Annotated in this window: 15 protein-coding genes; 5 read left to right on the forward strand and 10 right to left on the reverse strand. The window is 28.6% G+C overall.

Translation table 11 applies throughout. From position 1 onward, the window contains the following. The 8 genes from L8X28_RS03475 to mqnE all read right to left on the reverse strand — a co-directional run. The coding region (locus L8X28_RS03475; RefSeq protein WP_263659815.1) for a cache domain-containing protein at window positions 1–1,029 on the reverse strand (1,029 nt) is incomplete at its 3' end. A gap of 78 nt (window positions 1,030–1,107) precedes the next feature. Further along, window positions 1,108–1,848 carry a Tfp pilus assembly protein FimT/FimU gene (locus tag L8X28_RS03480; protein WP_220566288.1) on the reverse strand — a complete coding sequence of 247 codons (741 nt, stop codon included), beginning with the start codon at window positions 1,846–1,848 and terminating at the stop codon, window positions 1,108–1,110. Further along, a complete protein-coding gene (locus tag L8X28_RS03485) occupies window positions 1,845–3,002 on the reverse strand; it encodes a hypothetical protein (RefSeq protein WP_263665534.1) in 1,158 nt (385 codons plus the stop codon). Before L8X28_RS03485 ends, L8X28_RS03480 begins: the two co-directional genes overlap by 4 nt. Window positions 3,003–3,008: 6 nt before the next feature. Then, window positions 3,009–3,542 carry a hypothetical protein gene (locus L8X28_RS03490; protein ID WP_133319345.1) on the reverse strand — a complete coding sequence of 178 codons (534 nt, stop codon included), beginning with the start codon at window positions 3,540–3,542 and terminating at the stop codon, window positions 3,009–3,011. 1 nt (window position 3,543) lies between these two features. Continuing rightward, a complete protein-coding gene (locus tag L8X28_RS03495) occupies window positions 3,544–5,937 on the reverse strand; it encodes a molybdopterin guanine dinucleotide-containing S/N-oxide reductase (RefSeq protein ID WP_263665535.1) in 2,394 nt (797 codons plus the stop codon). A gap of 61 nt (window positions 5,938–5,998) precedes the next feature. Continuing rightward, window positions 5,999–6,439 carry a phosphoribosyltransferase gene (locus L8X28_RS03500; RefSeq protein WP_133319347.1) on the reverse strand — a complete coding sequence of 147 codons (441 nt, stop codon included), beginning with the start codon at window positions 6,437–6,439 and terminating at the stop codon, window positions 5,999–6,001. Between the two features lie 9 nt (window positions 6,440–6,448). After that, window positions 6,449–7,765 (reverse strand): NCS2 family permease, encoded by a 1,317-nt coding sequence (locus tag L8X28_RS03505; RefSeq protein ID WP_263665536.1) that lies wholly within the window; start codon window positions 7,763–7,765, stop codon window positions 6,449–6,451. Window positions 7,766–7,773: 8 nt separating this feature from the next. Beyond that, window positions 7,774–8,838, reverse strand: a complete 1,065-nt coding sequence (mqnE, locus tag L8X28_RS03510) for an aminofutalosine synthase MqnE (protein WP_133319349.1) — start codon at window positions 8,836–8,838, stop codon at window positions 7,774–7,776. A gap of 120 nt (window positions 8,839–8,958) precedes the next feature. On the opposite strand from mqnE, the gene L8X28_RS03515 reads away from it, so the two are divergent. The 5 genes from L8X28_RS03515 to L8X28_RS03535 all read left to right on the forward strand — a co-directional run bounded on the left by L8X28_RS03515 (window position 8,959) and on the right by L8X28_RS03535 (window position 15,662). After that, window positions 8,959–11,313 (forward strand): nucleotidyltransferase, encoded by a 2,355-nt coding sequence (locus L8X28_RS03515; protein WP_263665537.1) that lies wholly within the window; start codon window positions 8,959–8,961, stop codon window positions 11,311–11,313. Window positions 11,314–11,316: 3 nt separating this feature from the next. Beyond that, a complete protein-coding gene (gene glmS, locus L8X28_RS03520) occupies window positions 11,317–13,116 on the forward strand; it encodes a glutamine--fructose-6-phosphate transaminase (isomerizing) (protein ID WP_263665538.1) in 1,800 nt (599 codons plus the stop codon). Window positions 13,117–13,244: 128 nt separating this feature from the next. Next, window positions 13,245–14,636, forward strand: coding sequence for a class II fumarate hydratase (gene fumC, locus L8X28_RS03525; RefSeq protein ID WP_263665539.1), 1,392 nt, complete (start codon window positions 13,245–13,247; stop codon window positions 14,634–14,636). A gap of 41 nt (window positions 14,637–14,677) precedes the next feature. Beyond that, a complete protein-coding gene (locus L8X28_RS03530; protein WP_263665540.1) occupies window positions 14,678–15,052 on the forward strand; it encodes an HIT family protein in 375 nt (124 codons plus the stop codon). Between the two features lie 235 nt (window positions 15,053–15,287). Continuing rightward, complete coding sequence (locus L8X28_RS03535) at window positions 15,288–15,662, forward strand: DUF1090 domain-containing protein (protein ID WP_263665541.1); 375 nt, start codon at window positions 15,288–15,290, stop codon at window positions 15,660–15,662. A 510-nt stretch (window positions 15,663–16,172) separates the two neighbouring features. On the opposite strand, the gene rsfS is transcribed toward L8X28_RS03535, so the two are convergent. Then, window positions 16,173–16,502 carry a ribosome silencing factor gene (gene rsfS / locus L8X28_RS03540; protein ID WP_133319354.1) on the reverse strand — a complete coding sequence of 110 codons (330 nt, stop codon included), beginning with the start codon at window positions 16,500–16,502 and terminating at the stop codon, window positions 16,173–16,175. 13 nt (window positions 16,503–16,515) lie between these two features. Beyond that, window positions 16,516–17,061, reverse strand: a complete 546-nt coding sequence (gene nadD, locus L8X28_RS03545; protein WP_263665542.1) for a nicotinate (nicotinamide) nucleotide adenylyltransferase — start codon at window positions 17,059–17,061, stop codon at window positions 16,516–16,518. Window positions 17,062–17,091 lie beyond the last annotated feature (30 nt).

Here is a 17,091-nt window from a genome sequence, read left to right on the forward strand (position 1 = left end):
ATTGATACCTTTTTGGATTGCTTGTAAAGGGGATAGTAATTTTGAAGAAAAAAAGTAAATAGCAAAACATGAAATAAACAATATAATAATAGAAAAAATAATTTGCTTATATGCGTCTTTTAAAACCAACATTTCCAACTCATCTTGCTTTTGAGTTGCACAAGCAATATAGCTTACTTTAGCTTTTGAATTATCTATATTAGCGCAAATTCCAAATCTTTCTTCTTGTGTATCAACGCTTATATATTCAAATGTTTTATAATCTCCAAATTGCTGATGATATTTTTTTATCTCTTCTATACTTGGATGTTGAGTTAAGATTAGTGATTTATTATTTGATGCAAAAGGAATAGAGCTTGTTGTATCAAAAACAAAAACATTTCCTGGAAGTTTTTCAAAGGTCTTTTGCAAAGATGTTAGCAGTAAATCAACACCTAAAACACCTATCAACTTACCATTTTTCTTAATCGGGGTAGAATAAGTAAAACTAGGTAATTTTGTAACAGAATCTTCATAGACATCGCTTATAAACACTCCATCATTTGCAATAGCCCCTTTATACCAGTCTCTAGAAGTAGCATCGTAACTTGGATCATCATAAGAAGAAACTCCACCACCTCTTTTTCTAAAATTAACTCCTTTTTTATCAGAAACAGTATCGCTTACAAGCATAGTTCCATCGGGAAAACCAACATAGACAGCTAAAGTATTTGATCCATCTTTAAAAATTTTTAAATCATCTCCTAGTATTTGCTCCATAGAATCAAAATTTAAAACTTGATTTTTTCCCAAAGAATCAATGTATTTTTTTATGGCAAGTAAAATATCTATATAGCCATCAACATATCCTTCTACTTGAGTTTCTGTGATCAATAAATAATCTTCATTCGCTTGTTTACTGTTTGAAATTAAATTATTTCTACTAGAAACAAATGCCATTATAGTGATTATTGATAAAGCTAAAAAGACAATAACACCAACAACAATGGACAATTTATTTTTCACACTCATTTGTGTATTTACATTCATATATCTCCTTTTTTGTATTTAAATTGAAGTATTTTAGTAAATATATTTTATCAAAAAAATAATAAATTTTAATAAAAATTATATATTATGACAAAATATTTGTTTATTATTTAAAATAATACTCTGCTGGTTTAGTGAAGAAAAATTAGGTATATAAGCATAACCGCTGATAGGATTTATAACTATACATATATGCTGATCTTGTTTATTAGATAATCTTATAATGCAGTTATTATTAAAAGATGAGAGTTTATCATAAGGACGCATAGCATTTTTCAAAGGTGTATATAAGCGACCATAATCATCAAAAATTAAACGCGTACTTCCCTTGCAAGCACCTTCAAACAAAACTTTTGAAATACCATATGTTTTTTCTATATTATATTTTAAATTCGCCTTAGAATCATTTTGATTTATTACTCCGCTTTGTCCTGAGTTCATCAATAAGTTTGGATTAATTAAATCAACAGCTATTTCTCTGTCTTTATTAATCATGTTTTTACCTATATTTGCATTACCATCACCATTTTTATCTAAAAAAATAGTATAAGTTTGTTCATTATTTGTAGCTGACTTTGAGCGTATGAAATATAATTGCCATTTGGCTTTAAACCACTCTCGTTTAGCAATGTTAAATTCTTTTACTCTAAAATCATTTTGTATTAATGCTAAATGTCTTGTGTATTTAATATCATTTAAAATTTGTTCAGCCCCTAAACGCAAATAGTCAGGTTTGTAATAAAAATACCCCATAGAAAACAATAAAGACAGTATAATACAAACAAAAACTAGTTCTATTAAAGTAAAAGCTTGTTTCATTTTATATAATAATAAATTTTATGCTTACCTAAACTAACATATATCTTACTAGCTTTTTTACTAGAATGAAGTTCTAATTTACCTTTGGAAATACCATAAAATTTAAGTCTTAAAGCTAACTCTTTATCTTTAGTGAAAATATGTGTAAAATTTCTTTGTTTTAATTTTAAAGACAATTCTTTAGCAATATGATAATCATAAGCAAAATGTTTTTTTGGATCTTTTAATAAATAATAAAAACTTTGATTAAAAATAATACCAAGATAAAAAAATAGTAAAAAAACTAAAGAGCATTCTATAAAAATTTTATGTTTTAGGCGCAATTGTGGTATTCTTGAGCGATAAGAAGACATTAAATAACGAACTAATAATGGAGTACAAACTACACAAAAAGGTAAAAAGTCTTCTAAAAAAAGTTTTTGTCTTATAGAAAAAATCAAACAAAAAACAAAAGTAGTTGCACTAATAAACCATAAAAGAGGTTTATCATCTTGTAAAAGAATTCTATAAATAACATAAAAAAAATAAAGAAAAATTAAAGGTGAAAAGCAAGCCGCAAAAATACCTAAAGTATCTAAAAAATATCCTTTAGGTTTTCCACTTGCATCAAAACCATAAATACTCATTGCAATAGCAAATAAAATCAAAGAGCATGCAATAAGTAATTTATCTTTTTTATATATAGCAAAAAAGAAAAAAGATAAATATAAAATTACAAAATTTCCATCTACAAAAAGAACTAAAAAAAACAAGATATAAAATAAAAAGAATTTTTTATATTCAAACAGCACCAAAATCAAAAGCGTAAAAAATATTACTACGCTAGATTCATTGATAAGCAAAGCACTGGCTACACTACCAGGAAGCAATATAAAAAGCACAACAGAAATAAAAGCATCAAAAGAAGTTTTGGTGTATCTTAAAGCCAAAATATACAACAAAATACAACTTAAAGAATGCAACAAAACAAACGGAAGTCTTAATCCAAAATCATTTTGTCCAAGAAGAGTAGTACCAAATCTAGCAATCATAGCAATTAAGCTATGATCGTAAAAATAAATTTGTGCTTCATTATAGCTGATAGATAAAGTGCTTACACCATATAATAAAGCACAAAAATCAAAAAATAAAACGGCTAATAAATACCTTTTCATTTTTGATTAGTCAAGTTTTACAGGCCCATTACTTGCGTGAGATTGTAAAAATCTTAAAATTCTATCTTTTTCCGCATCAGTGATTTTAGCAAAACCTTGCATAGCAGATAAATATGCATCCCATTCTTCCATTAAATGTTCTTTTGGTTTATGTGCTGCGTGACAACTTGTGCAAGTATCATAATAAGTTAATTCTATCTCATCCCAAGCAAGAATTTCTTGATCGGTCAAATCTTTACTTTTAACTAAAAATTCCATTTCATTACTTGCATTTTTACCATTTAAAGTAAGTAAAAGATAAATTCCATCTTTGGTATAAGCAAGGCTTTTTGGATTTGACTCCACAACCTCACCTTTGACTTTAATTAAAGAGTATTCACCTTCTTCTTTTATAAGCTCCACTTTAGAGCCTTCATAAATTTGTCCTACTACTTTTTTACTAGCACTATCTAAAAGATCTACTTTTTCATTAAAAATAAACATATCTTTAGCAAACAAGGCACTAGCTAAAAAAGTTAATGTCAATATAATTTTCTTCATTTTAAGCTCCTATGATTTCTGGTGGTGTAGTTGAATTATAAGGTTTTATAACTTCTTTTAGCTTTTTAATACCCACTAAGCAAGTATTTACACTAGTTGCTTGAGCCATAGTTGAAGTTGGTCTTGAGCTTGTTAAAACATTTACATGACCTGCATTACATCTTGGCTTGCTATCGCTTACATCTTCAGGGTCATACCAAGCACCTTCTTGGATACTAACAACTCCTTCCATGATATTATCTGTTACAAAAGCACCTGCTAAAAGTGACCCACGATCATTATATACTTCTACAACTTCTCCGTGGGTAATACCAAGTTTTTTGGCATCATTTGTATTAATCATCACAGGTTCTCTACCTTGAATTTTATACAAATCTCTTACCCAAGTATTATCAAGCTGAGAATGCACTCTATATCTTGGATGTGGACTTACTAAATGGAAAGGAAATTTTTTAACTAATTCTTCATTACCCAGCCACTCTGCAGGCTCAAACCATGTTGGATGTGCTTTAAAATCATCTAAATTGTATTTTTCAAATTTTGGAGAATAAATTTGGATTTTTCCACTTTCTGTTGCAAGTTTATTTGCCACAGGATCGGCTCTAAATTCAGAGTGTCTTACAAAATTATAAGCTTCTTTTGGTGGTTCAAAATGGATAAAACCTTGTTTCCAAAAGTCAGCAAATTCCATATAATAAGGACAATCACTTCTTCCATAAAAACCTTCAAGCCATTGTTGTTTTGTTTTATTACCTGTAAATTTTTTATGCTCTCTCTCGCCAATTCTTTTTGCTAATTCTTCGAAAATATCATAGTCATTTCTACTTTCAAAATAAGGCTCAATTACTTTTTTCATAGCATAAACATAATCTTGAGAATAAGAGCCACCAAAGCTAATATCATCTCTTTCTAAAGTTGTAGTTGAAGGTAATACAATATCTGCCATTTTTGCCATAGGAGTCCACCAAGGCTCATGTACAATTAATGTATCAAGTGTTCTTAAAGCTTTGATAAGTTCATTTGTATTTGGATGATGACCCAATACAGAAGCACCCACTACATACATGAGTTTAATTTTAGGATAAGTGATTTCTTTACCTTTAAATTTAACTGTTTTACCTGGATTTAAAATAGCTTCTGAAACTCTACTTGCAGGAATATTAATATCAAGATTATTTTTACCTTGTGGTAAACCTACTGGTAATCTTACACCTGAAAATGCTTGACCACCACCTGAATAATGCATAGAAAAACCAAATCCACCACCAGGTAAGCCTACTTGACCTATCATTGAAGCTAAAACCATTAAAGTCCAATCGGCTTGCTCGCCATGGTGTGCTCTTTGCATAGCCCAGTTACCTGCTAAAAAGGTTCTATTTTTTACAAAAGTATCTGCTAATGCGGTAATAACTTTTTCTTCAACGCCGGTAATATTTGCAGCCCAAGCTGGAGTTTTATCAATACCATCAGTTTTTCCAAGCAAATAAGGTAAGAATTTGTCAAAACCATCAGTGTATTTTTCAATGAATTTTTTATCATATTTTCCACTTTTATATAAATAATTCATCATACCAAGCATTAAAGCAACATCAGTATTTGGACGAATCTTAATCCACTGGGCATTTAAAATTTCTGCTGTTTGAGTATATTGAGGATCAATAGTTATAAATTTAATTTTTGATTTGCTGTATTTTTTATAATAATCATCATTACCACGATTTGCAACTTTAAAATCAATTTGATTACATTTATAAAGATCAGCTCCCCATAAAACATAAACCTGAGTGTTTTCCAAAATAACTTCATGAGAAGTTTGTAAAGAATAAACTTCCAAATCTCCTACTATACTAGCATTTACTTTACCAGCAGCACCATTACTATACTCACCATCAGTACCAATATGGCCACCTAAAGCGGTATTAAAAAATCTTCCTGCTACTGAGTTACAATTGTGCAATAAACCTACATGTCCCCATGCACCATAACTTGCATTAAATAAATTTTCAATAGGGGTTTCTTTTAATTTTTCCAATACAAGCTCTAAAGCTTTCTCCCAACTTACTCTTACAAAAGGTTCTTTACCTCTTAATTTAGGTCTTTTTTTACCTTCTAAAAAGCTTTTTCTAACACAAGGATACTTTACCCTAGTGTCTGAATAAGTTCTATCGATAATGGCATCAGTTATTACTGAAGGATGTTTATCAGATTTTTGTGGAGTAACTTTTACTATTTTTCCTTCTGAATTTACTTCAGCCCAAAAAGCACCAAAGTGAGTTGCATGAGGAATTTTTTTAGTATCGTAAAATTTTGTTTGTGCTGCCATTAAAGGATTAACGGAAGCAACTGCTGAAGTTGCAGCAAGACCTTTTAAGAATTTTCTTCTTGTTAAACTCATGTTTGTCCTTCCTTTTAGTTTAGTATTTAATTATATTGTATTATTTATAGCTAATAATAAACTAAATTTTAATACTCCAGAAAAAATCAATCCATTCCTTAGCTTCTTTAATATAAAATTCAGGGATTAATAATGCTGAAGTTTTGTAAAAAACACTTGCTACTTTAAGCTCTAAATGAGGAAACTTTTGACTTAAGACTCTCTTAATTTCTATCATAGTTTCACCGCTATCTATGATATCATCTACCAAAAGAACTTTTTTATATGAACTAAGATCAGGAATATTAAAAATTTTAATCGTATCTAATTTTTGAGTATCTTCATAATGGATAGAATTTAAAGAAAATAAATTTCTATTACCCATACCTTCTGCTAAAAAATGGCCCAAAGTCATACCACCTCTTGCTATAGCAAGTAAAACATCGGGATTAAATTCCTCTTTTATTTTGCGCGTAAAAGGGATAATTTCTTTTTGAAATTCTTCATAAGCATAATAATACATAATCACTTCCTATAAAAATTGTAATAAAAATACCAATAATGAAATTGCACTTAAAATGATAATTCCGAGATTAATTTTATCAAATTCTTTTTGCATAATACGCATAAATAAATACGCAATAAAACCAAAAGCAAAACCTGTTGTAATAGAATAAGTCAGCGGCATCATAATAATAATAAAAAACGCACTCACAGCTATTGCTTTATCTTTAAAATTAATATTTGCAACTTCCATAAACATTAAAACTCCAACAAGAACCAATACAGGATAAATAGAATTTGCAGGAATAGCTTTAAATACCGGTAGTAAAAATAAAGTGAAAACAAAACATATAGCAGTAACTAAAGCTGTAAGACCTGTTCTACCGCCTGCTTCAACTCCCGCTGAACTCTCCACAAATGCCGTTACAGTAGAGGTGCCAACAACTGCTCCCATAGCTGAACTAACAGCATCTACTCCTAAAGTTTTTCCTAGTTTTTTATCACCTTGTTTTGGATCATCAAATATTTTTCCTCTTGAGCCTACGCCTGTGATTGTCCCTACGCTATCAAAAAGCTGAGTAACAAAAAAAGTAAGCACTATAGGAATCATACTAAGCTCTAAAGCTCCTTTAATATCAAGCTTACCAAATATTGCACTTAAGCCATTATCTCCGTTTATAACTGGCATCGACAAAAGTTGTTCTGGAAACTTAGCTCCATCAATACCAAAAATCCAAGCACACAAAGCACTTACAAAAACAGCTAAGATAAAAGCAGCTTTAATCCTCCAAGCCCAAAAAACAAAAACTAAAAACAAACCAAATAATCCAAAAAGTACTTTAGTGCTTGAAAAATCTCCCAAGCCTACTAAAGTTGCTTCGCTTTTGGTGATAATTCCCATTTGCACAAGTCCCATAAAAGCTATAAAAGTTCCAATACCCGCTGATATAGCTTTTCTTAGATCATTTGGTATGCTTTTTATAACCCAAATTCTAAAATTAGTAAAAGATAATAAAGTAAAAACAATACCTGATAAAAAAACAGCCCCCAAAGCACTTTGCCAAGGAATTTGATAAGTATTACACACGCTAAAAGTAAAATACGCATTTAATCCCATGCCTACACTCATAGCCACAGGAGTATTAGAAAAAAAAGCACTTAAAGTAGTAGCTATAATAGTTACCAAAGCGGTTGCTACGATTAAAGCTTCTAGTGGCATACCTGAATTGCTCATTATATTAGCATTAACCGGTATAATATAAATCATTGCTAAAAAGGTAGCAATACCTGCATAAATTTCAGTTTTTACATCGCTATTATGCTCTTTAAGTTTAAAAAAATCCATTTTAATCCTTAATAAATTTTTAGTTCATTATATAAACTATCTCGCTCTATTGCTATATAACCTGAACTTTGAATCATCTCTATGAAGGTTTTTAAACTTAAGCCATTTGAGCTTTTTGCTCCGCCTGCACTTTGTATGCTTTCTTTTTCTATGGTACCATCTAAATCATTTGCGCCAAAATCTTGAGCCACCATAGCTAAATTTATACCCATAGTTGCCCAATAAGCTTTGATATTTTTAATATTATCAAGCACTATTCTTGCTATAGCTAAAGTTTTTAAAATTTCCACCGAGCCAAGTGGCTTTTTACCTGTAATAAAACTATTATCTTGTTGCCAAACTAAAGGAATAAAAGCATTAAACCCACTTGTTTGATCTTGGAGATTTCTTAATCTTATCATGTGATTAATTCTATTTTCTCTACTTTCTATATGCCCAAATAACATAGTAGCATTACTTTGTTTACCTTTTTCATGCCAAAGTTTGTGAATTTTTAGCCAATTTTCACTACTTACCTTACCATGACAAATTCTTTTTCTAACTTCTTCATCAAAAATTTCAGCTCCACCACCTGGCATAGAATCAACACCATACTCAAGCATTTTTTCTATTACTTCTTCATAACTCATATCAAAAGCTCTACTTAAAAAATCAACCTCAGCAGCAGTTAGAGCTTTAATGTGTAAAAATGGATATTTTTCTTTAATCATTTTAAAAATTTCTAAATACCACTGCCATGATGTATTTTTATTGTGCGCTGAAACAATATGAATTTCTTTCGTATCTCTTAAAACTGTCTCATCAACTATTTTCATTATCTCTTCATGTGTCATAGTGTAAGGATTAGGATTTTTCCTATGTGCTGAAAAAGCACAAAATTTACAAGTATCTGCACATATATTTGTAGGATTAATATGTCGATTGATATTAAAATAAACCTTTTTGCCATGCAAATTAGTACGAATTTTTTGTGCATATTTAGCTAGAGTAAAAAGCTCTAAATCCCAAAGTTTATTAGCCTCTTCTTCGTTTAATCTTTCTTGATTTTCTAATTTTTCTATAATTGTTTGCATATTCTTACCATATTTTTAATTTTAAACTACAATTATAATTTTAACTTACTTAAAATTTAATACAAAGTATTTTTTGGTATGATTTTAACAAAAATTTAAAGCAAGGAATAATTTTCAAAAATGGATATGCAAAAAATTCAAAAATTAAAAAATTCTTTAAAAGACTATGAAGCATATTGTTCTAGACTTTTTTTAAAGCAAGGTTCTTTTAGCTTTTACCATTCTAAAGAGATTGATCGTTTTATAGAAGATATTTATGAGCTTGTTTTAAATGATTTTTTTGATGATTTTTTTCCACATAATGACAAAATTCCTTTTTGTATTATCGCCATTAAACAATATGCTAAAATGAATTTAAGCATAAAAGAAAATATTGATTTATTGCTTATTTATAAAGATATAAAAGCTTATAATATTAAGCCTTTAATGAAAGCATTTATCACTTCTTTAAACGATATTGGTTTAAGCATTAACTATCAAATTTGTGAAATAAATGGACTTTATAATATAGCTAAAAATGAGCTTAAACAAAATATTTTACAATATCGCTATATTAGCGGCTCTAAGATTTTATTTAAACAAATCAAAGAAAAAATTTTCCAAGCTCAAGATGAGTTAAAAGAAGAATTTGCTCTAAAAATCTTGCAAGAATTTAACCCTTATTATCAACCTTTAATCAAACAAGAATTTGATATTAATAAAAATTTTGGCGGTTTAGATGAGCAACTTAATATAGAAAATTTAAATATTTTATTTAAAGATTCTCCCAAAAATTATATGCTTAATTTTATCAATGAAAAAGAATTTAGCGAATTTAAGCTTGCGAGTGATTTTTTATTTTCACTTAAATGTGCAATGAATCTTTTAGAAGGTAAAAACACAAATTTATTTTTAATACAAAATTCACAAGAACTTGCTAACTTAATGCATAAAAAAGAAAAGAAAAATTTAGATCTTAAATCCATACTCATTCAAAAAGCAATGCAAAGTATGCAAATTTGTGGAATTTATACACATTTTTTAGCAAGGTGCATCCAGGAAAAACATTATAAAGAAAATAAACTTTATGAAATACAAGATAACTTTTTTACTCATTCAGATGAAAATGAAAATTTAAATTCAATACTCAATCGACTTTTAAAACTAGAAGATGAGGATTTTATTTTTGATATTAAACTAATTTTTGCATTAAAAAGAGCAAAAAATAATGATGAAAATTTGGAGTTATTTAAAGGTATATTAGAAAAAAAACATTCTTTTAGTATTTTAAAACTACTAAACAATGCAAATATTTTAAAAGATTTTTGCAAACCATTAATTCAAAGTAAATTTTTACTCGAAGAAGAAGGTATTTATAGTGCATTAGATAGAGCATTACTTTGCTTAAAATACTTTGAAGAAAAAGATTGCAAATTTGATAAAAAAACACTTCTAATAATAAAGCTTACCATACTTTTAAGTGCTATTCATGAAGAAAATGAAATTTCTTTAGCTAATATTTACAGAGCTTATGTTGGAAAATTCCAAGTTGATAATGAACTTTTAGATTTTGGCTTAAGATTATTTAAAAATTTCAATGCTTTTAAAGATATTATAGAAAAAGAAGATATTTATAATTCTACTATTGTATTAAATTTTATTTCCAAATTAAATGATACTCATACCCTAAAAACCTTACATCTTTTATCTTTTTGCAATGCTAAAGCTTTGGGTATAGAAAATCATTTTTATTATAAAAGTTTAGAAAGATTGTTTCAAAATGCACTAGAAGGTTTTGAGGATGAAAATTTAATTGATGAGAGTCAAAGAAGGGTAAAAAAAGAACAAACCCTAAAAAGAAGCAAGGCTTTTTTAGATCTTGATGAGCAAACTCAAAACAATATCACTCATATTAAATCTAATCTCTTTTTTATAAAAAATAGCTTTGAAAAAATTATTAAAATAACACAGATTGCGCAAAAAGAAAATTTTACTTTTTGGCTTGACAATCAAGATAATTTTACTCTAGAGCTTATAATGAATAGAAAAAATAATCTTGAAAATATACTCAACACTTTAAGTTCTTTAAATTTAGTCTTTATGAGTTTTTTTGAATTATTTGATGAAAAAGTTTATCTGAAATTTGAATATTCAGATATAGTAAGTGATAATCAAAAACAAAGTTTAGAAAATTTACTTAATTCTAAATTACATTTAAAAGTACAAAAAAAAGCAAAAAAACCAAACATTAAAAAAGATGAATTAAAATTAGACATGAATTATTCCAAAAGCTATGCCAAAATAACCTTAAACACAAAAGATCAAAAAGGTTTAATGGCTTATGTAATGGATGTGCTTGTAAGATATGATATTGTCTTAAGTGCAGCAAAAATTCAAACTATAAAAGAAAGAACGCGAAATGTTTTGATTTTGCATAAAAATGAAAGCTTGCAAGATCATAAAGATCAAATTCTTAAATCACTAATAAGCGAGTAAAAGATGTGTGGAATAGTAGGTTATATAGGAACTAAAGAAAAGAAAAAAATCATATTAGAAGGTTTAAAAGAGCTTGAATATAGAGGTTATGATAGCGCCGGTATAGCAGTAATGAAAGATGGAGAATTAGACTTTTTTAAAGCGGTTGGAAAATTAGAAAATTTAGCTAATAAGACTGCTAATTTTAATAGTGATGGATTTGGACTTGCTATAGGCCATACGCGTTGGGCAACCCATGGAAAACCAACTGAAATAAATGCGCATCCACATTTAGGACAATACTCTTGTGTAATACATAATGGAATCATAGAAAATTACCAAGAATTAAAAACAAAACTCACACAAGAAGGTATTAATTTTCTAAGTCAAACAGACACTGAAGTTATTGTACATTTATTTGAATATCATGCGAGTAATTTAGAGCCATTTGAAGCTTTTAAAAAGACTATAGCTGAACTAAAAGGTGCTTTTGCAATCTTACTTGTGAGTAAAAAAGATCCTAATACAATTTATTTTGCTAAAAATGCTGTACCACTCATCATCGGAAAAAATGGCGATGAAAATGAATATTATTTTGCATCAAGTGATGCACCTTTAGTTTCTTTAGTGGATAAAGTAGCTTATCTTGAAGATGGAGATTATGGATATGTTAATTTAAATGAATGCAAAATTTGTCATGATCAAGCTTGTATACAACCTACTTTTGTAGCTTTAAGTCAAGATAAAAGTTATGCTCAAAAAGATGGTTATAGATTTTTCATGGAAAAAGAAATTTATGAGCAAAGTAGAGTTTTAGGTGAAGTTTTAATGGGACGCTTGCAAAGTGAGCAGATTGTTTTTGAAGATATAGATGAAGTTCTTTTACAAAACATAGATGAAATCACACTTTGTGCTTGTGGTACAAGTTATCATGCAGCATTAAGTGGGGCTTATTTACTTGAAAGACTTGCAAAGATTAAAACTAAAGTTGAAGTAGCAAGTGAATTTAGATACAGAGAAGCCATTATAGGTAAAAATACTCTTTTTGTAGTAATCTCACAAAGTGGTGAAACAGCTGATACACTAGAAGCTTTAAAAATAGCAAAAACACAAGGAGTTAAAACTTTAGCAATATGTAATGTGGATAATTCTAACATCGTGCGTTTGGCTGATATATCTTTACTTACCAGAGCGGGCATTGAAAAAGGCGTAGCTTCAACTAAAGCATTTGCCACTCAAGTAGCAACTTTATGGATGCTTGCAATCTATCTTGCACAAAAAGCAAATTTAGATATGGGTAAAGAAATCAAAGCTCTAAGAAGTTTACCGAGTATAGTTAAAGTTGAACAAAACTTACATGAAAAAGTACATAGAATTTCAAAAAGATACCTACATGGCCATGGCTTTTTCTTTATAGGAAGAGATGTATTTTATCCATTAGCACTAGAAGGAGCTTTAAAACTTAAAGAAATTTCATACTTACATGCTGAAGGCTATCCGGCAGGAGAGATGAAACATGGACCTATTGCTCTAGCAGATAGTGAGCTTTTTACCGTTGCATTAATGCCGCAAAATTGTCTTTATGAAAAAACAAAATCAAATGTAGAAGAATTAGCTGCAAGGGATTCTACTTTACTTGCTATCTCTCCACTTGATTTTGATTTAAGTGATGATTTTATAAAAACTTCAAAACAAGAGCACTATATGTGCGAATTTTTCGAAATGATGGTAATCTTACAACTTCTAGCTTTAGAAGTTTCTATAAGACTTGGCAATGATGTGGATATGCCAAGAAATCTAGCAAAAAGTGTTACAGTAGAATAATATTTGTGTAGTTTTGAAAAAAACTACACCTTTCTTCAAAAATTTTATAAATACTTCTTAAATTATAAGCAAACTTTAGGGTTTATTTAGTTTAAATATCACAACTTATTTTATTACAAGGAAAGGCCATGGAATACAGAATCGAACACGATACTATGGGAGAGATAAAAGTTCCTAATGATAAATATTGGGGAGCACAAACTGAAAGAAGTTTTGAAAATTTTAAAATTGGTTGTGAAAAAATGCCAAAAGTTTTAATTTATGCTTTTGCAAATCTTAAAAAATCTTTGGCTTTAGTAAATAATAAACTTGGCAAATTAGATGATGTTAAAAAAAATGCTATCGTGCAAGCTTGCGATGAAATTGTAGCAGGAAAATTTGACGATAATTTCCCACTAGCAATATGGCAAACAGGTTCAGGCACTCAAAGCAATATGAATATGAATGAAGTTATAGCAAACCGTGCAACTGAAATTATGGGTGGAGATTTTAGAAAAGAAAAGCTTGTTCATCCAAATGATCATGTAAATATGAGTCAAAGTTCAAATGATACTTTTCCAACTGCTATGAGTATAGTTTCGGTAGAGCAAGTAGAGAAAAAACTTATCCCTGCTTTAGATGAGCTTATTGCAACTTTTGAAAAAAAAGTAAAAGAATTTGAAGGAATTATTAAAATAGGAAGAACTCACCTTCAAGATGCTACACCACTTACTCTAGCTCAAGAATTTAGCGGATATCTTTCTATGTTACTTCACTCAAAAGAGCAAATCATCACTTCTTTACCTACATTAAGAGAACTTGCAATAGGTGGGACAGCTGTTGGTACAGGATTGAATGCGCATCCAGAACTTAGTGAAAAAGTAAGCGAAGAATTAAGCAAGCTAATAGGCACTAAATTTGTTTCAAGTCCAAATAAATTCCATGCCCTAACAAGCCATGATGCAATTAATTTTACTCATGGGGCCATGAAAGGCTTAGCTGCAAATTTAATGAAAATAGCAAATGATATTAGATGGCTAGCAAGTGGTCCTAGATGTGGTCTTGGGGAATTAAACATACCTGAAAATGAGCCAGGAAGTTCTATCATGCCAGGCAAGGTTAATCCTACTCAATGCGAAGCTTTAACTATGGTTGCAGTGCAAGTTATGGGAAATGATGCAACTATTGGCTTTGCAGCAAGCCAAGGAAATTTCGAGCTTAATGTTTTCAAACCTGTGATTATTTATAACTTCTTGCAAAGCCTTGATTTATTAGCTGATGCTATGCATTCATTTAATATCCATTGTGCTGTTGGTATAGAGCCAAATAAAGAAAAAATAGATCATAATTTACATAATTCTTTAATGCTAGTAACTGCACTAAATCCACATATTGGCTATGAAAATGCAGCTAAAGTAGCAAAAAATGCTCATAAAAAAGGTATTTCTTTAAAAGAAAGTGCTATGGAACTTGGCTTAGTAAGCGAAGAAGACTTTGCTAAATTTGTAGATCCTACAAAAATGATAGGAGTAAAAAAATAATCAAAAGACTAGGAATAACCCTAGTCTTTTTAAGGATTTAGATGATTTATGAAAATGATTTTTTATTTATAGAAAAAGAAAATTCTCAAATTCCTTGGGTAAAAATTTTTACTAAAGAAAATTACAGAGAATTAAGTGATTGTCCAGCCTTTTTACAAAATATGCTTTTTCAGTATGTTTTAGCTTGTGAATTAAGCCTTAGAGAGTATTATAACCCAGAAAAAATCAACATAGCTTCCTTTGCAAACTATGTGCCAAGAGTGCATTTTCATGTTATGGCACGTTTTAAAAAAGATGGGTTTTTTCCTGAATGCATGTGGGGAAAACAACAAAGAGAAATTAAGGATTTAAAATTGCCTGATTTTGAAGGATTTGTATCAATTTTACTTAAAAAAATAAATAATATTCATGTTTAAAAAATTTATTAATTCTAGTTATCAAGTCCTATCACATCATCTACTTAGGATTATTTTAGTACAAAAATCATATAAGTTTAAAATATGAGAAAATCAAACTATAAGCTTGATAATAATTCATCTTTGTTTTTATAAAAGGTCAAATAACTTTTTTAAAACTCATGTTTTTATTAAAAACAGCAAATAAATTATTTAATATAATAAACTAAAATTTGAAAAAAGAAAGGTTTAAACTATGAAGCAATTGTTATTTTTACTTACACTTTGCTCATTTGCATTTTCCACACAATGTGAGATTAAAATAGAACGAATTCAAAAAGAAATAGCTTATGCTAAAAATTACAATCATCAAGAAAAAGCTTTAAGTTTAGAATTAGCCTTAAAAGAAGTTCAGGCAGATTGTGCAAAAGATCCTCTTTTTTATGATAAAAAATTAGAGGCCAAAAAACTTAAAGAGCAAGAGATAGAAAAAATCAAACAAGAGTTAAAAGAATTAAAAAAACAAAAAGATTATATGAGTAAAACAGAGTATAAAAATAAAAAACAAGCTTTAAAAGACAAAAAAGACAAAATCAAAAAAGAGATTAAAGAATACATCAACAAACTCTAATTTAATTCCAAATTTGCCACCATTTTTATTTTGTTGTTTTAATTTTTGCATTAAAATATTTTGATTTTTTAATGCAAACTCATTTTCTTCATCAAGCTTTGGTAATTCTTTGGTATATTCTAAAACTTGTTTACTCAATCATTTTATTAAAAAATTCTATAGCCTTTTGATAATCTTCCAAATTCTCAAAGTCACTTCTTAATCAAGAGCTAAATCAATATAAGTTTACAATTTTTTTAAGGCTTTTATTTTGCTTATCTAAAAGTATATAAACTCTAGCTCTGTTAAAATATACTAAATAATATATATTATCTAGTACATGGTTTTATGAAAGCCAAAAGTACTTCTTGAAATTTCAAACAATTAAATCCACAAAATGCTCTATTATGATAAGCTTCCAAAAACAATATGCTCGCTTAAAACTTCATCGCATTTTTCAAATTCTGAATTTTCAAAATATTCTTTAGCTAAATCTGATAACTCAGTAATTAAATTATCCAAATCTTAACCCTAGTTTTGATTTTCTTTATTTAAACTTTTCAAAAATTCTTCTATATTATATTTTGTTCTATAAGTTTCACTCATTAAGTGAATCAAAATATCTCCTAAATCAAGCACAGTCCATTCTTCACTACTTTCTATATTTAAAAACTCCTCACCCTTGCTTTTAAGATTAGTTTTTAAATCATCAATCAAAGAAAGCGCGTGTCTTTCCCCCATAGTAGTAGCAATCACTACAAATTTAACAAAATAATCCTTATCTTGCATATCAAAGCTTTCTATTAAATCTGCTTTTTTATCATCTAAAATCTGCACTATATTATTAATTCTTTCTTGCATTGTTTTCCTTTTGTTAAATATTTTTAAATTTAGAATAATAAAGCTTAACTTCTTCTTTGATTTGCTCACAAACTTGCGTTGTTTGTAAAGTTTGTCTTATAAAAGATGAAGAGATATTTACTTTAGTATCTAAAGTTTTAAAATGTTTTGGTATAAAAATACCATCTCTTTTAGCTACAACAAATTCTACCAAATTTTGCAATCTTTCAAATTCATGCCATTTTTCAAGACTTTGCAAATGATCAGCTCCTAAAATAAGATAAAATTTTGAAATTTCATATTGCTTATATAAAAATTCAACACTTTCTATACTAGGCACAGGTCTTTGCTTTTTTATTTCAAAATCACAAATTTCAACTTTTATTAAGCTTCCCCAAATTTCCTTGCACCATTTTAAGCGTCTTTGTTCATCTGCAGTAAATTCTTGTTTAAAAAGACTAATAAAAGTAGGCATAATAATGAGCTTATCAAGCTCTAAATTTTCTAATGCATTTAAGACTATAGCATTATGACCTAAATGAGGCGGATCAAAACTACCGCCAAAAAGTGCGATTTTCATTAAAATTTAACCTTTTTTTAGTAGAATTTT

The sequence above is a fragment of the Campylobacter sp. CNRCH_2016_0050h genome (genome assembly GCF_025772605.1).
Taxonomy (GTDB): domain Bacteria; phylum Campylobacterota; class Campylobacteria; order Campylobacterales; family Campylobacteraceae; genus Campylobacter_D; species Campylobacter_D lari_D.